Origin of the sequence: Sulfuricurvum sp. (assembly GCF_028713855.1) — a bacterium.
Taxonomy (GTDB): Bacteria; Campylobacterota; Campylobacteria; order Campylobacterales; family Sulfurimonadaceae; genus Sulfuricurvum.
Genome location: NZ_JAQTNN010000012.1, coordinates 24,277 through 41,152 on the forward strand (window position 1 = coordinate 24,277; position 16,876 = coordinate 41,152).

Here is a 16,876-nt window from a genome sequence, read left to right on the forward strand (position 1 = left end):
CTTTTTCCGTTACGCTTTATAGATTTTGACAGCGCATTTTTTATGGTCGATTTGTTTGGAAATCGGGCAGGTATGATCCAAACAAACTTTATTGATAAATACTTTTTCATCAAACCAAGGAACAAATACGAGTCCGCGCGGAGGTCGGTTACGACCGCGTGTTTCGACGTGCGCTTTAACTTTGCCGCGACGTGATTCGACCCACACCATATCGCCTTGTTTGACACCGCGTTTTTCAGCATCTTTCGGATGGATGTAACAGAGTGCTTCAGGGACAGCGCGATAGAGTTCAGGAACCCGCATCGTCATTGTTCCGCTGTGCCAGTGCTCTAACACACGACCGGTACAAAGCCAGATATCGTAGTTTTTATCCGGTACTTCGGTCGGTTCCATATACGGTCGGAAGAAGATTTTTGCTTTTCCGTCCAAATGGACTTTCGTTTTATCTGTAACCCCTTGGAGATTACCCGATGGGATCTCTTTAAACGCATGTCCGTAGAATGAGAATGGACCGCTGTTGGCTTTTTTTGCATACGGATCGTATTTCGCGTTGTAGCGCCATGCGGTCTCTTTGCCATCCACAACCGGCCATTTCAAACCGCGTACTCTGTGATAGGTATTAAAGTCGGCGTAGTCATGTCCATGTCCGTCACCGAATTTGCGATACTCTTCCCACAGATATTTTTGGAGGAAAAAGCCATACCCTTTAAACGGTTTTCCGTCACTTCCGATAACGTTACGTTTGTCACCTTCAGCTTCAGAATTTTGGTATCCTTTGCCGACCGGATCAGGCCATTTAAAGCTTTTAGCAGTCGTATTGGCATACAAGACATCATAAAGGGTATCGGTTTCTTTGTATCCCATCGCTTTGGCAGCACCCATGACATCCGGTAATCCGCCCTCAAGTCCTGGGATTTTTTGCGCACCCCATACTTCTTTGATCGTAAAGCGTTTGGAGAGCTCAACGAACTGCCATGTATCGGACATCGCATCCCCTACCGGAGTTACCTGCTGACGCCAGTGTTGAGTACGGCGCTCCGCATTACCGTATGCACCCCATTTTTCGTACATCATGGCACTTGGTAAAATCAAATCCGACACTTTGGCCGAAATCCCCGGATAACCATCGGAGGTAACGATAAAGTTATCCATTTCACGCGCTGCTTTAATCCAGTGCTCGGCATTGCCGGTATCTTGATACGGGTTACAAACACTGACCCATGCGAACTTCACTTTACCGTCTTCGAGGTCACGGTGAATCTGGGTGAAATGGGATCCGTTTTTCGGATTGATCGTGCCGGCTGGAATGTGCCAGATCTCTTCGGCTCTTTTACGATGGTCTGGATTCATAACGACCATATCTGCCGGTAGACGATGACTAAAGGTTCCTACTTCACGAGCGGTTCCGCACGCTGATGGCTGACCGGTGAGAGAGAATGCGCCGCTTCCCGGTTTGGCTTGTTTACCAAGGAGGAAATGGATCATATACGCTTGTTCATTCACCCATGTACCGCGGGTATGCTGATTGAATCCCATCGTCCAGAAGGTGAGACATTTGCGTTTTTGTTCGATGTAAAGATCAGCCATTTTTTGAAGTTTTGCTTTGAAATCTTCAATGCTCTCATCGGGGTCACCTTTGGCAACATGCGCCGTATAATCGAGGGTATACGGAGCGAGCCCTTTTTTGAACTCTTCAAAAGTGATTTGCCAATGATTATTAGCAGTTTCAGTATTTTTCATTTGAAGTGTATCGCCCGCTTTATAGCCTAGATACCCAAGACTTACCCCCTCATCGGCAGTAAGAACTTTTGATTTTTGTTTCGCTGCGGTATCAAGTTCGCTTTTTTTGTATTTTGGATGATGAATATCTTCACGCAATCCGTATCCGATATCGACGGGACCGGTAGCGAATACGATGTATCGGTTGACAAAATCCCAATCGATCGCTTCAGGGTGGTTATATACAATCTCACGGGCGATGTAGTTGAAAATTGCCAAATCGGTATTAGGTTTAAAGATGATCTCAACGTCGGCAAGGTCCATTGTACGGTGTTTGTAGGTTGAAAGAACAACGACTTGCACTTTATCCGGATTGCTCAGTTTACGATCGGATACGCGTGACCAGAGAATAGGGTGCATTTCCGCCATATTGGAACCGAATGCCACAATGGTTTCAGCCAGTTCGATATCGTCATAACATCCCGATGGCTCATCCGCACCGAAAACGTTCATAAACCCAGTAACGGCAGATGCCATACATAGACGGGCATTCGGATCGATATTGTTAGTACGGAAACCTGCTTTCATTAGTTTAAGGGCAGCATTACCTTCTAAAATGGTTTGTTGACCCGAACTGAACATTGCAATACCGGTCGGCCCTTTTTCTTTGAGAGCGGATTTAATCTGTACTTCCATCTCATCGAACGCACGTTCCCAGCTGATCGGTTTAAATTTACCGTGTTTATCAAATTGGCCTTTATCGTTCATACGTAAAAGGGGTTGAGTCAGACGGTCTGCACCGTACATGATTTTGGCATTAAAGTACCCTTTGATACAGTTAAGACCACGATTGACGGGAGCGAGCGGGTCACCTTTGACCGCAACGATACGGTCGTCTTTGGTCGCCATCATAATTCCACAACCGGTTCCGCAAAAGCGGCAAGCTGCTTTATCCCAGCGCCATCCCGCTTGTGCTTGATTTGAAGCAGCCTCTACACTTGCAGGGATTGCCATACCAACTGCCGTTGCAGCGGATGCGGCGGCGGCACTTTTTAAAAACTCTCTTCTATCTAACGACATTGAAAACTCCTTAATGAAATCACGTTCAATCCATACCGTAAAACGGCCAGACCCCTTAAGATTTCTTTATGCTATGAAATAACTCATGCACTTCAAACATTGTAAAGCAATTCAAAAAAAAAGTATTTGACTTAAGTCAAAAGAAGAAGAAAAGAAGGATTAAATTTGAAACGCTTTTAGGCGTTTCGAATCGCGTTGGCGGTTTGGAGATTGTTTTTAAGTTTTTTAAGGCGCTGAGATGTGCGATGAAGCTCTTCGCTCACCTGTATCATCATATCTTCGCTTTGTTCCAAGAGTTCCTCGGTTTCCGGTCCTGAACCGATGAGCATCGCAGTAGCGGCTTCACTCTTCTCGACGGCTTCTGTGGCATTTTGAATTGCTTCTTCAACATTGTGTAAAAAATACTCGATATGAGCACATGCGATATCGAGTTCATTTCCCTTTTGTTCGCCAATATTTTCATTACCGCTGATTGATTTTGAGTGCTCCAGAAATTTGTCAAAATTTTGTTGTATCTGCAGCGTTGTTCGTGCCATATAGAGGATAACACCAAACGAGATCAGAGCGAGAAAAATTTGGATACGGTGGGCGACGATCCGTTTTTCCATCATATATTCTTCATATTGGGTAACCGCTTGATCCATCAGGACTAATGTTCGATCACCGTCATCATAGATCGTTTTGAGATCGAAAAGGTTGTGATCCCCCTGCAAATAACGATCGATTAAGCCACCCATCCGATTCCAGTGGGCATATACCTCCAACATGGTTTTTTCAATTTGTTCGTTTGAAAACCCTTTGTATTCAGAAGTTGCCGTACCGAGCTGCTTAAAATTATGGTCAAACTCATCTCGTGCAGATTGGAGCCGCTCATACGACCCTTCTTCGTCCAAAAGGAGCCGATGAAGTTCAAGAACGGTACGTTGGGAAAGCATCCTCTGTTTTCCGGCGGTATTAATCACTTTGGCGTCAAACTTTTGATCGGTATTGAGCCAAATGTCGACAAGAATTATGGTAATAAGATTGAGAGAAAGAATCGCAACGATCCAGCGTACTTTGGTTGATATAGATTGCATTTATAGCCCCTCGTTGAAATATCGTGTCAATTCTTCGCGTTGTAATACGACTGTTTTATGATCTTCTTCCATAATTAGCCCTTTACGCATAAATTTAGCCAATACCCGTGATAGGGTAGCAGGCTGTATGTTGAGCCGATAGGAAATCTCCTGCTTTTTGAGCCGATTATACAAATCAAGTTGATCGTAAAGCATTTTGGCCACTTTGGCTGTCACGTCATACACCATACCCATACTGACCATACAATCAACTCGCTGTTTTTGATCGGCGAGGATATTAACTAAATGATTTAAAAGCGAAAGATCGGTTTTGACCACTTCTTTAAAAATTTTAAGATCGAATGATACCACACGGCTCGGAACTAAAAATTCTATATTGCTAAAACAGCTGATCGTGTGGCATTCAAGAGAACCGATATCGGTTAAAAGAGTTTGATTGGAGAGGGTATATAAAAAGATTTCATTATCAAAGCGGTCAACTTTGTAGAGTTTTACTTCACCTTCGACGAGGAAATAGACGCGATTAATATCATCTTCTTCATACACCAAAATATCGGAGGCATTATAGGCTTTGAATTTGGCGGTTGAATATAAGACGGATAATTTTTGAGGATCACAATCTTTAAAAAAATCAAGATTCTCGAGTAATATTGACATGGTTAACCTTTGTACGTTAAAAGTATATGATAACCCAAACCCTCAATTTGACTATTGATGTAAATCAAGAAATTGCTCTCTCGAATCGGCTACTATTTAGAAATCGATATATTTGAGGATCATCGTATGTTACAAGATCGTTTTGAACGAAAAGTTACCTATTTACGTGTATCAGTTACCGAGCGGTGCAATTTTCGCTGCCGCTACTGTATGAGCGAAAAACCCTTTAGCTGGGTACCTAAAGAGAATCTGTTGAGTTATGAAGAGCTTTTTGCATTTATCAAGATCAGTATTGATAACGGTATCCAGAAAATCCGTCTTACCGGAGGGGAACCGACAACGCGTGAAAATCTCGATGAACTTATCGCTATGATTCATACCTATGCACCGAAGGTTGATATTGGACTGACAACCAACGGTTTTTTATTACCTGCACAGGCTGAAAAACTTAAAAATGCAGGATTGCAGCGTGTTAATATTTCTCTCGATTCATTGGATCGCGGGACATTAAATTATATCGCACAAAAAGATGTTTTAGATCAAGTTCTCACAGGAATTCGTGCAGCAGTCGATGTGGGGTTGTCGGTCAAACTTAACAGCGTTATTTTACGCGGAATCAATGAAGACGAAATCGTCCCTTTGTTTGAATACGCTCAAGGGATCGGTGCACAGATCCGTTATATCGAATACATGGAAAATTCCCACGCGAGCAACGCGCTCAAAGGGCTTAGAAGTGATGAAATCATTGAAGTATTAGGCAAATCTTATTCTTTCATTCCGATTGACAAAGAGGTGAGCGGACCGGCAAATTTATATGAAACTCCGCAGGGGTACCGTTTTGGAACGATCGAGCCTCATCGCCATGATTTTTGTGCCACGTGTGATCGTTTGCGTCTTACGGCGGAGGGGGATTTGATCGGGTGTTTATACTTCGAGGGGGCAAAAAGTATTAAAGACGCGATACGAGATGGAAATCGTAAAAAAGTGACCGAAATCTTAGAAGATGTCGTATTTAACAAACCTGAAAAGAATTTTTGGGGTATCGAGAATGTTGAAGTATCTTCTCGTGCCTTTTACCGTACGGGCGGGTGAGAGAACGTATGTATTCTCATAAGAACATTCAGGCATTTGACCTATATCAAAGACATTAAGCCGATAATCCTCTATAATTGTCGAACCATAAAAAAAGTCTTCCCCCCTCAGGGGTTGATTCAAACAGTATGGCAAAGTGACCTCCTTCAGATAGCTTCGATTCAAAGCACTGTACTGTTTGACTCAATTCCTCAACATTAAAAAGCTAGCTTCATCAACAGAATGATATATTGATTTGTATCAAGTCGCATTACCCAAAATACCTTTATACTCTCGAAAAATTAAAGGAGATCCTGTGACATGGATTTTATATATTCATATTCTCTCTGCATGTGCATGGATCGGCGGTAGTATCGTATTATTCGGATTAGGGATATTTATTCGAGATCGTGCGACTCAAGAGGCCGTATACGGAGCAATCGGACCGTTTTATGGATATTTTGAAACGGTATGGCTGATAATTTTAATCAGTACGGGATTTATATTGGGAGATCATTATCAGCTTTTTAGCGTTATGCACACCGATACAGAGCTTGGGCACTATGTGACATGGAAATTAGTCTTGGTTTCACTCCTGAGTATAGCAACGATGGTTCATCTCTATATCGCTTTCGCTACCCATAAGACAACCCGTACCTTGGTTCAAAAATTCCTTTCCCGAGGCGGATCGCTTGCAATTTTTCTCCTTAATCTTGCTATCTTGTGGGTTGCGATCAATATCCGATCGGCTCTATAAATAACGGTGACAACAATGGAAATGACGGAAAAAAAATTAAATAAACGTGAACGCCATAAGGCAGCCCTTTCTCCTTTCGAATACTATCCTCAAATTGAGACATTGGACTTTAACGGTATCAGCGAAGGGGACGGATTTTATTTACAGGATTTCGGTATTTTTAACACCCCCATCGAAGAGGATGAGTATACACTTCGTTTACGCATAACCGCAGGGCGTATCACAACGGTTCAACTGCGAGCCATTGCCGATATTGCAAAGGGCAATGAGCTTGAGATTATTCTCACCGCGCGTGCCGGTATACAATTGCATGGGCTTAACAGCGAAAATGTATTGCACATATTCAAAGAGATTAATGAGCTTGGGATTTCAACATGGCAAACTTTCGGGGATAACGTACGCAACATTGTGACCGATGTCTTTGATGGACGAGGTTGTATGAGTGTTATCGAAACCTATCCGCTGATTCTGCAAATGCAGGAATATTTTCTTAAAACTCCCCATCTTGTCGGTATGCTGCCGCGTAGAATATCCACGGGGATTTCGGGCAACAGTGCCAACGTCACCTCGTTTTTCGCCAATGACCTCTATTTTGCACTGGCTAAAAGAGAGGAAATATTCGGATTTAACGTCTATATGGGAGGAAAAAATACCGAGATCGCCCGCAGTGCCGATATTTTTTTATTGCCCGATGAAGTTGTCCCCTTTTTCAAAGCATTTATTGAAGCATTCAACACGCATGGCCTGCGCTTTACCCGAACCCGAACCCGACTATTTCATTTGCTTGAAGAGATCACAATGGAAACATTTGTGGAACATATTGCACATGAATACCAAAAAACTTGGCAACAAGCAGGCAATCTAGTGTTAGAAAAAGGACTTTTTTCACGATATCAAAAGCTACAAGACGGAAGTTATGCGTTTTGCTACGAGAGCAATTTCGGGCGTATCAGTGCCGAAGAGTTGGTGGCTATTGCGGATTTTGCCGAGACATACTCTGCCGAGGTACGATTAAGTACGGATCACAATCTTTATATTCTCGGACTATCTCAGTCATTCTCTCCTTTTGAACATCTCAAAAAGAGCCAGACTATTGTTGCGTGCGCAGGAAGCCATTATTGCCCTTATTCATTTTGGAATATTAAAGACGACGCACAATTGCTCCCTTTGGAGAAAATAGCTGAGCATCGTATTCAAATAGGGATTTCAGGATGCGGCAAAGGGTGCGGGAGACACCAGCATTGCGATATCGGGCTCATCGGGCTGCGTACCAATAATTTCGGCAATACGGACAAAGGCGCCCGCATCTATCTCGGGGCCGAACACTCCGCAGGGATCAGTGTCGGACGAGAACTCTTTGAGATGGTTCCCTTAGAACATATCCGATCGGTGATTGATCTTATTATCCATGAATATGAACGGAGTGGTTGTGATACGTTTGAATCTTTTTCCGAAAGCATTTTAAATCGGTATAGCGTAGAATTTATTGCATTATGGCTCTTGGCAAAATTGGAATGCGGATCAGCAATAGCATTGTATGAGGTGGAAAAACGGGAAAATATTGCTGAAGAAGATCAGTTTTTGTTAGAAAAAGAGTTGTTTTTTCAGTATTTTCCCAAAGCGTCTTTTGTGTTGCTGATTGAGGACAATTTGAATGAAGCGATACGTCAATTGAGTAAAAAACTTTGGAGTGTTGGAGAAAGCGATCAAGAGATCGCTCCACAAATTAAAAAACTGCTTGTCAGTAAAAAATACTGGGAAGTTTGAACTATATCCTATTTCATATAGACATAAATCGGCAATTCCATCCCATTGCTAAGTAATACTGATCTTTTTTGGGGTATTGAAAGATGTTCTGAGTGTTTTACGGAACGAGTAACTTTCGCTATAATCTCCTTACTTTAACAGTAAGGCACAAAATTTGTCCATTTTTAAAAAATCTATACTCAATTCCATTAAACAAGGTGAAAGCCTTGTCAATATGCGCTGTATGGGTTGAGTGAGGATGAGTGGGAATGAGATAGCGATTGTGGAGGGGAACTAAATGACACCAGATGACAAAGAATATTTCTATTATGAAAAATTAGAAGAGGATACACTTAGCGTTAGTCCACAATTTCCACCAGACAAACAATATGTTGATGGAGAAGTAATTGAAAGACACAGTAGAGGTGTTTCAATGAAATTTGGAGATAGTACAAATCATAAAATGACTAAAAGAGTAGAAAGCAAAGATGGAATTGAAATTCATTTAAAAACTACCGATAATGCCAAGCAAGAAATAAAAGCATATTTTTATGAAGATACAAGGAACATAAAAACATTAACTGTTCAAAGATGGATGACAAAAACTGGTAATGCTTGTAAAGAATCTATGGTACTTTATGGAGAACAATTAGATTTGTTATTGAAATTTGTACAAGCATTAAAAGGGATACCATTAACTGGCAAGGGAAGAGTTACAATCCCTTTAAATATTGCTTTAGATAAAGTAAATGAGTTCAAAATAGACGATAAACAGGTAATACAATATCTAAAAGAAAATCCCAATGTAATAAAAAAAGTTGTTGAAAATGAAGTAACGGAATCAGATGTAATTTCTTTAGGATATAGAAAACAACAACTCGCTAAATTTGAAAATATGTTAGAAGATGATAGTCTAAAAGAGGCAGATTGGCAGAAATTTTTCGAAGCAAATACGTGGATATTTGGGTATGGATTGTCATATATTTTTCAAACCGAGTTAGATGACAAGAAAATTGAACAAGTTGTCAGCGGATATGATTTTAATAACTCAGGTAAAAGAGTAGATGGGTTGCTAAAAACTGCTGGAATGATAAAATCCTTGTGTTTTGTAGAGCTCAAAACTCATAAAACAGATTTATTAGAAAACAAACCTTATCGAGGTAGTTGTTGGAGTATTTCAAAAGAATTATCAGGTGCAATTGCACAAATTCAAAATACTGTTTCCCTTAGTATGAATAATTTTTTTGACAAAATTCAATTAAAAGATAGTCATGGTAATTTGACAGGAGAAGAGGTTTTTAACTTTCAACCGAAATCATTTTTGATTATTGGTAAGCTTGATGAATTCCAAAATGAGCATGGTGTTAATTCGGATAAATATAGATCATTTGAATTATTCCGTAAAAATATTTTTACTCCCGAAATAATGACCTTTGATGAGCTTTATGAAAGAGCAAAGCATATAGTTAGTCAAGGAAGCAAATAGGTGAATACTCTCAATGACAATAGGAGATAAAAAAAAGCATGGCAATATCATTATTTAATAATGCGGTTATTGAACAACTATCAAAAATTCTTGCAGATACACAAAACGGATTTACTGGTTCAGAGATTGGATCTTTATTGCATGAAAGCAATATACCTGATGTTGAACCTACAATTACAAAATGGCGACGTTTAAATACAGCATTGGTTCATAAACAAGCAAAAGATAAGTGTGCTAACAATATTCTCTCTTTTCTCCAAAATGCGTTAAACCCTGCTCGTCATATCAATAGACCTCAATGGTTTAATGATACTAGATATGAAATCAATCGTATTTTGAGTTTTGAAGGGTATGAGATTGGTGACAATGGAAAAGTTGTCCAATCAAAAAAAGCAACCACAATAAATGAAGCAACCGCACGTGCACAACAACTTAGAACAGACCTTATAGCTCGAAAAGTTCATCATGATGTATTGCTATTTTGTAAAGAAGAACTTCTCGTTGATAACTACTTTCATGCGGTATTTGAAGCGACAAAAAGTATTGCAGAAAAAATTAGAAATAAAACCGATTTGAATAGTGATGGATCAGAGTTAGTTGATGAAGCATTTGCATTTAAAAATCAAATTCCTCATTTAGCTCTCAACTCATTAGTATCTGAAAGTGAGCAGAGCGAGCAAAAAGGATTTATGAATTTACTAAAAGGTGTATTCGGCACATTCCGAAACACGACAGCACACGCCCCAAAAATTACATGGAAAATAGCGGAAGAAGATGCTTTGGACATTTTATCAATGATTTCATTGATCCATCGTCGGCTAGACAAAGCGATAGAAGCTAAAAAAATGTATCAAATAAAGTGAGTCAAAATACCGAAGAGGGGAAAGCGTGAGCAAACGATTCGATGAATGGAACGAGATTAAAAAGACCGCAGAAAGCAACGAAAAAATTGCTAACTTTCGGCAAAAAGAGATTTTTGTGACGAATATCGGTGAGAATGTTGGGTTTGAGCAAAACGGTAAAGGTGAACAGTTCCTGCGTCCTGTCCTCGTCTATAAGAAATTCAGCTCCCGCCTCTTTTTAGGTATCCCGTTGACCAAGACAGTACGAGAAGGTATTTTCTATCACAGTTTTGAGTTTAAAGAGGGGATCAACAGCACCGCGTTATTAAGCCAAATTAGATTATTTGATGCAAAAAGATTGCACTACCGTGTAGGGATGATAAACAAAGATGATTTTGAGCTTGTAAAAGGGAAGTTAAAAACATTACTAGAAGTTACCCCTTGAAAACAAGGGGAGCGCATAAAGCGATTTATGAAAGTATTATAGCACAATTAATGATTAAACAGTATTTACTAGAAGAAGAGGTTATGACAAAAGACAGAGTAGAAGTTCATTATTAAATGCCCCATGCTACCTATCCGAAGAAGCCTCCCTTGGAGTCTTGTCAGTAGCTGGGAAGTTTGAACTTCATAGTACTTAAGGATTAAAGTTTTTCAATCCGCCTTGAAGATACGTAACATGTTTGAACCCTAACTGCATTAATCGCTGTGCCGCGAACACCGATCTCGGCTCCAATGCGCAATAAACAACAAATGTATCCTCTTTGGTGTATTTATCAAGGATTAATTTTGGATATTTTATTTCCAGAAATCCCCGTGAAATTTTGACTTGACGATCGTAATCAATCGTACTTTTTTCCCACTCATCCGGATCTCTAACATCCAAAAGTATGATTTTATTTTCTGCCATCAGTGTTTTGAGCTTTTGCGGTTCCATAGGCTCTACCTGCGCTTTTGCTTCTTTGAGCAATGCTTTTGTCTCATCGGTTAATACCGGTTCATTGGCCCACAAACCAGCTGACATAAAAACCAGTGTAAAGACGACGCTTGCGATCTTTTTCATTTTCACTTCCTTATTAAAGATGAAACCATAGTAGCTAAATCTGTGGGAATATCGTTTGATGTAGATCATGAAAGAGGTTGGATAGAATCGCATTTGACACCATAGGGTAAAGTGTATAATAGGGTACTAAATGACACTTTAAATGCTTCCGTCCTCTACATTGATCTATAGTGTTTAAAAATATTCAAAAAACTGATGAATTGCATGGAACATTATGTTATGATTTAGTAACAATGTCTTAACTTTTTAAAATATCTTTTCGTACTAAGGAGCATAATGAAAGCAGTGGTTATGGCAGGCGGGTTCGGAACACGGATACAACCTCTTACACATTCAATCCCTAAACCAATGTTACCGATCATGAATCGTCCGATGATGGAACACACCATTGTGAGCCTAAGAGATCTGGGAATTACAGAGTTTATTATCCTTCTGTATTTCAAGCCCGAAGTTATCAAAGACTATTTTAAAGACGGAAGCAAGTGGGGGATTAACATCACTTATGTAGTTCCGGATGATGATTACGGAACGGCTTCATTGGCCCACAAACCAGCTGACATAAAAACCAGTGTAAAGACGACGCTTGCGATCTTTTTCATTTTCACTTCCTTATTAAAGATGAAACCATAGTAGCTAAATCTGTGGGAATATCGTTTGATGTAGATCATGAAAGAGGTTGGATAGAATCGCATTTGACACCATAGGGTAAAGTGTATAATAGGGTACTAAATGACACTTTAAATGCTTCCGTCCTCTACATTGATCTATAGTGTTTAAAAATATTCAAAAAACTGATGAATTGCATGGAACATTATGTTATGATTTAGTAACAATGTCTTAACTTTTTAAAATATCTTTTCGTACTAAGGAGCATAATGAAAGCAGTGGTTATGGCAGGCGGGTTCGGAACACGGATACAACCTCTTACACATTCAATCCCTAAACCAATGTTACCGATCATGAATCGTCCGATGATGGAACACACCATTGTGAGCCTAAGAGATCTGGGAATTACAGAGTTTATTATCCTTCTGTATTTCAAGCCCGAAGTTATCAAAGACTATTTTAAAGACGGAAGCAAGTGGGGGATTAACATCACTTATGTAGTTCCGGATGATGATTACGGAACGGCAGGTGCGGTCAAAAAAGCTCAAGAATTTATCGGGGATGAGAATTTCATCATTATCAGCGGAGATTTGGTGACCGATTTTGATTTCCAACAAATTTTTGATTACCATAAAGCAAAACACTCCAAATTGACCATTACCCTCACATCGGTTGAGAATCCCCTCGAATTTGGGGTTGTTATTGCGAATGATGAGGGAAAAATCGAAAAATTCCTCGAAAAACCGAGCTGGGGTGAAGTCTTCAGTGATACGATCAATACCGGTATTTACATCATAGAGCCCGAAATTTTAAACTATATTCCTAAAAATGAGAATTTCGATTTTGCTAAAGACCTTTTTCCCCTTTTGATGCGTCAGGGGATATCTCTCATGGCCGGATACGCGCAGGGGTATTGGCGCGATGTCGGAAATCCAGAGAGTTATCGTGATGTTTACGAAGATATCCTCAGTGGAAAAATTAAATTCAGTCTCGGAGGAGAAGCAGTTAAATACCTCGATGGGGTACTGATCTGCGAAGAAGACAATACCTTAGATGATAGTGTCGAAGTGGTCGGAATCGTGGTGATTGGCAAAAATGTCACTGTAAAACGGGGGTCAAAACTGAATAATGTTGTTTTGGGAGACAACGTTACGATCGGTAGTTCTTCTAAAATTTCTAATTCGGTCATTTGGAATGATGTCGAGATCGGTAAAAATGCCAAACTCGATGGATGCGTTATCTGCAGTAACAACCATATCGGTAAAAATGTCACCGCAAAGTCGGGATTGATTTTGGCTGAAGGGTGTGAAATCGGTGAATTGGTTACAATGGAAAAAGATGTCACCATCTGGCCGTATAAAGTAATCGAAGATGCCGCTATCGTTAGCCGCAGTCTCATTTTGGGGAGTAAATACAAAAATTCTATTTTTGAAAATGGGATGGTAGTCGGAAAATCCAATGTCGAACTCTCCTGCGAAATGGCGACCAAATTGGCTGAATCGTTCGGTGCACAGCTTCCGATTGGTTCTACGGTACTTGTCTCCCGTCATTATGACAAGAGTTCCCGAATGCTCAAGCGGGCATTTTTGGGAGGACTTCTCTCTGCCGGGGTCGATGTCGTCGATTATAATGCGATCCCCTCAGCCGTAATGCGCTGCAGTCTCTCTTTCCATGAGCATTACACTGCCGGTGTCCATTTTCATCAAAAAATCGATGATCCAACCAGTACGGTGATTACGTTTTACAACCATGAAGGGCTGCGTGTTAACAATGATGTAGCAAAAAAAGTGGAAAAAGCCTTTTTCAAAGAGATCTTCCGTCGTGTCGATTATTCACAGATCGGGCAGATTCATCCCCTTGATCATAAACGAGAGTATAACGAGTATAAAAAAGGGATGGAGTCGGTGTTACACTCACATCGTTTTAAGTGCCTTGATTGCCGCATAGCAGTGGATGTGATGCATGGATTGGCTGCAGAAATTTTCCCCAATATTCTGAATGATTTAGGGGTTGAACACATTATGTTCAATGCCTATGAAGATGAGCAGCGACTTGCAAATATCAATACGTTGGTAAAGCGTTCGTATGAAGATATGGGAGCTGTGATCCGGGCACTCCATCTCGATGCCGGATTTCTCCTTTATCCGCATGGGCAGAGACTGGATATTATCAGCGATGAAGGGGTCTTACTTTCAAAGCAGACATCGTTGTACGCGGTGTTAAGTTTGCTCAATATGGAAGCAAAAGCTTCCGGAGAGAAAAAACGGGTCTTTTTACCAACGTGGGCGGCTGATATTGTCTACTTCGATCATCTCGATATCGAACGCGGACAATACGCGAACTTCAAAGCATCAAAAATGAAAACGTATGATTTGGTAGCTACCGGTGAGGGGAATTTTACCTTTACCGAGTTTGCAACCCATAGAGATTCTATGTATGCAACACTGAAAATAGTGGAGATGATCGTTACACACGGCGCAAAACTCTCCGAAATTATTGCTTCGCTTCCGAAGTTTTTTTATACGACGATTCAGGTTCCATGTACACAGGCATTGAAAGGGAAAATGATGAGAAAGTTCCTTGAAGATGCCAAAGGCAAAGAATCTTCTACCTTAGACGGTGTCAAAATATGGCTTGATAAAGATGACTGGGTGTTGATGATACCGGATCAATACAGTGATTATTTAAATCTAACTATCCAAGCCGGAAATGACGAAAAAGGTCAACACTATACGCAAGTGTATACCGGAAAAATCGAGGAGTGGGCGAAAGCGTAATGAAACCAAAACCCCTCACTCTTTCTTTTTTCTGGCATATGCATCAGCCCGATTACAGGGGGAGTGATGGGGTAATGAAAATGCCATGGGTATTTTTGCACGCCATAAAAGATTATTATGAGATGCCGTGGCTGATGAGCCGCTATCCGGGTCTAAAAGCGACATTTAATCTCAGTGCATCATTGATAGAACAGCTCCAACTTTACCGTGAACCTCTGAAATATGATGCTTTTCTTCTCTTATGGATTTCACATCCCAGTGATTTAAGTGAAGCTGAGAGAGAGTGGCTCATTAAACTGTGTACCTCAACGCAATATGAGACGATGGTGCGCCCAATGGAACGCTATGTAGAATTGTATTATCAAGAGACATTTTCGGATGAAGAGCTTATCGATTTGGCAGTGTTGTTTTTACTCTCGTGGTGTGGGAACTATCTGCGCATTCATAATAATCAAGTTAAAGCATTGTTTTTAAAGCATCAAGGCTATACGCAAGAGGATAAAAATTTATTGCTTGAATCGTTGAGCAATTTTGTCCAAGAGATACTTCCGTTTTATGCAAATCTGCAACATCAGGGTGTTATATCCGTTTCAACGACTCCCTATTTTCACCCGATATTGCCGCTACTAATCGATATGGAAAATGGTTCGCGTGCCAATGCCTCAACGCAATTACCTGTGGGGGCTTATTCACTTCTAACTGATGCACGTGAGCATATAGAGCGGTCGATCGCTTTGTATGAAAGCATTTTTCAATGCAAACCAAGCGGTTTCTGGCCAGCAGAGGGAGCAGTGGATGAGAAAAGTATTGCACTGTACAGAGAATACGGCATAAAGTGGATAGCTACGGATGAAGCGATATTGCATCATACTTTACATGATGATACACCTTCGTTGCACTATAAGCCCTATAACTACGACGGAGTTACGGTTGCGTTTCGCGATCACGGACTGAGTGATTTGATTGGATTTGAGTATCGGCACATGGAGGGTTCAAATGCGAGTAGCCATTTTATGGAAGCCCTTCACCAGATTGTCCTTATAGAGGAAAATCCGCATGTTTTTGTGATTGTAGATGGAGAAAATGCATGGGAGTTTTTTCCTAATAACGGATTGGATTTTTTCTATGGACTCTATGGAGCGCTTTCGAAGTCTTCATGGTGTAAAACTATGACGATGGATGAGGTTTCCCGTGAGCCTAACAGAATGCCTTTAGATCATATTGCCCCCGGAAGCTGGATACATGGAACGTTTGATACATGGGTTGGACACCGTGAAAAAAATCGTGCATGGGAACTTATTTTTCAGACGCGCCGTGATGTGGAACAATACGGACTGAGTAACGAGGTATCTAAAGAGATTCAGCATCATCTTCTGGCATCGGAGTGTAGTGACTGGTTTTGGTGGTATGGCGAAGATCATTACACCGAGTTTTCATTCGAGTTCGATGCATTGTTTCGAGAACATTTAATACAAATCTATCGTTTGATGGAGAAAGAAATCCCCTCTGTTTTATTGGTTCCGATTATCTCCGATGGTGGTGAAAAACCTTCTTGGCAAAAACCGCACACTATGATTTCACCCTCTTTGGAGAGAGAGAAAAATACATTTTTCGATTGGGTAGGATGCGGTATAGTCGATGAAACAAAGGGTTTCTCAACGATGGATCGCAAGCGCGGCCCTGTTGATATTATTTACTATGGGTTTGATGATAAATTGCTATATGTGGCTTTTGAAGGGGATTTTAAATCTTTTGCTGATGTACACATTGAAGTGATTATTGAAGAGACGGGTAAACGTATCGCCATCGATCCTTCAGCTTTACCGAAACGTTTGGAATTTGGCGTCTCTCGTATACATTTTAACTGCAATACGTCGGTGCATTTGCGATTTGAATTGATACAAGAGAAAAAAAGAGTTCAGATTTTGCCGGCAAATGGGTCATTGTTGATCGATCTGGATGAAAATTTTATAACCGACTGGTTTATATAGGGAAA

The 16,876-nt window shown here is 40.6% G+C and carries 13 protein-coding genes; 9 read left to right on the plus strand and 4 right to left on the minus strand.

From position 1 onward, the window contains the following. Positions 1–9: 9 nt before the first annotated feature. The 3 genes from napA to PHI47_RS10955 all read right to left on the minus strand — a co-directional run bounded on the left by napA (position 10) and on the right by PHI47_RS10955 (position 4,532). Positions 10–2,799, minus strand: coding sequence for a nitrate reductase catalytic subunit NapA (napA, locus tag PHI47_RS10945; protein WP_299937151.1), 2,790 nt, complete (start codon positions 2,797–2,799; stop codon positions 10–12). 176 nt (positions 2,800–2,975) lie between these two features. Then, positions 2,976–3,875, minus strand: a complete 900-nt coding sequence (locus PHI47_RS10950; RefSeq protein WP_299937153.1) for a type IV pili methyl-accepting chemotaxis transducer N-terminal domain-containing protein — start codon at positions 3,873–3,875, stop codon at positions 2,976–2,978. Next, positions 3,876–4,532, minus strand: a complete 657-nt coding sequence (locus PHI47_RS10955; protein ID WP_299937156.1) for a Crp/Fnr family transcriptional regulator — start codon at positions 4,530–4,532, stop codon at positions 3,876–3,878. 126 nt (positions 4,533–4,658) lie between these two features. On the opposite strand from PHI47_RS10955, the gene moaA reads away from it, so the two are divergent. From moaA to PHI47_RS10985, 6 genes are all read left to right on the plus strand, one after another. Continuing rightward, entirely contained in the window at positions 4,659–5,624 is a 966-nt protein-coding gene (gene moaA, locus PHI47_RS10960; RefSeq protein WP_299937159.1) for a GTP 3',8-cyclase MoaA, read from the plus strand. A gap of 295 nt (positions 5,625–5,919) precedes the next feature. Further along, positions 5,920–6,360 carry a hypothetical protein gene (locus PHI47_RS10965; protein ID WP_299937162.1) on the plus strand — a complete coding sequence of 147 codons (441 nt, stop codon included), beginning with the start codon at positions 5,920–5,922 and terminating at the stop codon, positions 6,358–6,360. 15 nt (positions 6,361–6,375) lie between these two features. After that, the gene (locus PHI47_RS10970) at positions 6,376–8,127 is read left to right on the plus strand and encodes a nitrite/sulfite reductase (RefSeq protein ID WP_299937165.1); all 1,752 of its coding nucleotides are present in this window, start codon (positions 6,376–6,378) and stop codon (positions 8,125–8,127) included. Positions 8,128–8,404: 277 nt separating this feature from the next. Further along, the gene (locus tag PHI47_RS10975; protein WP_299937168.1) at positions 8,405–9,592 is read left to right on the plus strand and encodes a Shedu immune nuclease family protein; all 1,188 of its coding nucleotides are present in this window, start codon (positions 8,405–8,407) and stop codon (positions 9,590–9,592) included. 38 nt (positions 9,593–9,630) lie between these two features. Beyond that, a complete protein-coding gene (locus PHI47_RS10980; RefSeq protein ID WP_299937171.1) occupies positions 9,631–10,455 on the plus strand; it encodes a TIGR02391 family protein in 825 nt (274 codons plus the stop codon). Between the two features lie 25 nt (positions 10,456–10,480). Next, a complete protein-coding gene (locus tag PHI47_RS10985; RefSeq protein WP_299937173.1) occupies positions 10,481–10,879 on the plus strand; it encodes a type II toxin-antitoxin system PemK/MazF family toxin in 399 nt (132 codons plus the stop codon). Positions 10,880–11,071: 192 nt separating this feature from the next. Here PHI47_RS10985 and PHI47_RS10990 read toward each other — a convergent pair whose 3' ends face one another. Then, positions 11,072–11,497: a rhodanese-like domain-containing protein gene (locus PHI47_RS10990; protein ID WP_299937177.1), complete on the minus strand. Its 426-nt coding sequence runs from the start codon at positions 11,495–11,497 to the stop codon at positions 11,072–11,074. Positions 11,498–11,773: 276 nt separating this feature from the next. Between PHI47_RS10990 and PHI47_RS10995 the strand changes: the two genes are divergently transcribed. The 3 genes from PHI47_RS10995 (at position 11,774) to PHI47_RS11005 (ending at position 16,871) form a co-directional block, all read left to right on the plus strand. Further along, positions 11,774–12,127: a sugar phosphate nucleotidyltransferase gene (locus PHI47_RS10995; RefSeq protein WP_299937180.1), complete on the plus strand. Its 354-nt coding sequence runs from the start codon at positions 11,774–11,776 to the stop codon at positions 12,125–12,127. A 245-nt stretch (positions 12,128–12,372) separates the two neighbouring features. Beyond that, a complete protein-coding gene (locus tag PHI47_RS11000; RefSeq protein WP_299937182.1) occupies positions 12,373–14,880 on the plus strand; it encodes a sugar phosphate nucleotidyltransferase in 2,508 nt (835 codons plus the stop codon). Continuing rightward, positions 14,880–16,871: a glycoside hydrolase family 57 protein gene (locus tag PHI47_RS11005; RefSeq protein ID WP_299937184.1), complete on the plus strand. Its 1,992-nt coding sequence runs from the start codon at positions 14,880–14,882 to the stop codon at positions 16,869–16,871. The genes PHI47_RS11000 and PHI47_RS11005 overlap by 1 nt, the downstream gene beginning before the upstream one ends. Positions 16,872–16,876: the final 5 nt, after the last annotated feature.

Excerpts from the sequence above, each read along its gene's own strand:
- PHI47_RS10995 (WP_299937180.1), top strand. The coding sequence starts at position 11,774 with ATGAAAGCAGTGGTTATGGCAGGCGGGTTCGGAACACGGATACAACCT.
- PHI47_RS10990 (WP_299937177.1), bottom strand. The coding sequence starts at position 11,497 with ATGAAAAAGATCGCAAGCGTCGTCTTTACACTGGTTTTTATGTCAGCT.
- PHI47_RS11005 (WP_299937184.1), top strand. The coding sequence starts at position 14,880 with ATGAAACCAAAACCCCTCACTCTTTCTTTTTTCTGGCATATGCATCAG.
- napA (WP_299937151.1), bottom strand. The coding sequence starts at position 2,799 with ATGTCGTTAGATAGAAGAGAGTTTTTAAAAAGTGCCGCCGCCGCATCC.
- PHI47_RS11000 (WP_299937182.1), top strand. The coding sequence starts at position 12,373 with ATGAAAGCAGTGGTTATGGCAGGCGGGTTCGGAACACGGATACAACCT.
- PHI47_RS10970 (WP_299937165.1), top strand. The coding sequence starts at position 6,376 with ATGGAAATGACGGAAAAAAAATTAAATAAACGTGAACGCCATAAGGCA.
- moaA (WP_299937159.1), top strand. The coding sequence starts at position 4,659 with ATGTTACAAGATCGTTTTGAACGAAAAGTTACCTATTTACGTGTATCA.
- PHI47_RS10950 (WP_299937153.1), bottom strand. The coding sequence starts at position 3,875 with ATGCAATCTATATCAACCAAAGTACGCTGGATCGTTGCGATTCTTTCT.
- PHI47_RS10975 (WP_299937168.1), top strand. The coding sequence starts at position 8,405 with ATGACACCAGATGACAAAGAATATTTCTATTATGAAAAATTAGAAGAG.
- PHI47_RS10980 (WP_299937171.1), top strand. The coding sequence starts at position 9,631 with ATGGCAATATCATTATTTAATAATGCGGTTATTGAACAACTATCAAAA.
- PHI47_RS10955 (WP_299937156.1), bottom strand. The coding sequence starts at position 4,532 with ATGTCAATATTACTCGAGAATCTTGATTTTTTTAAAGATTGTGATCCT.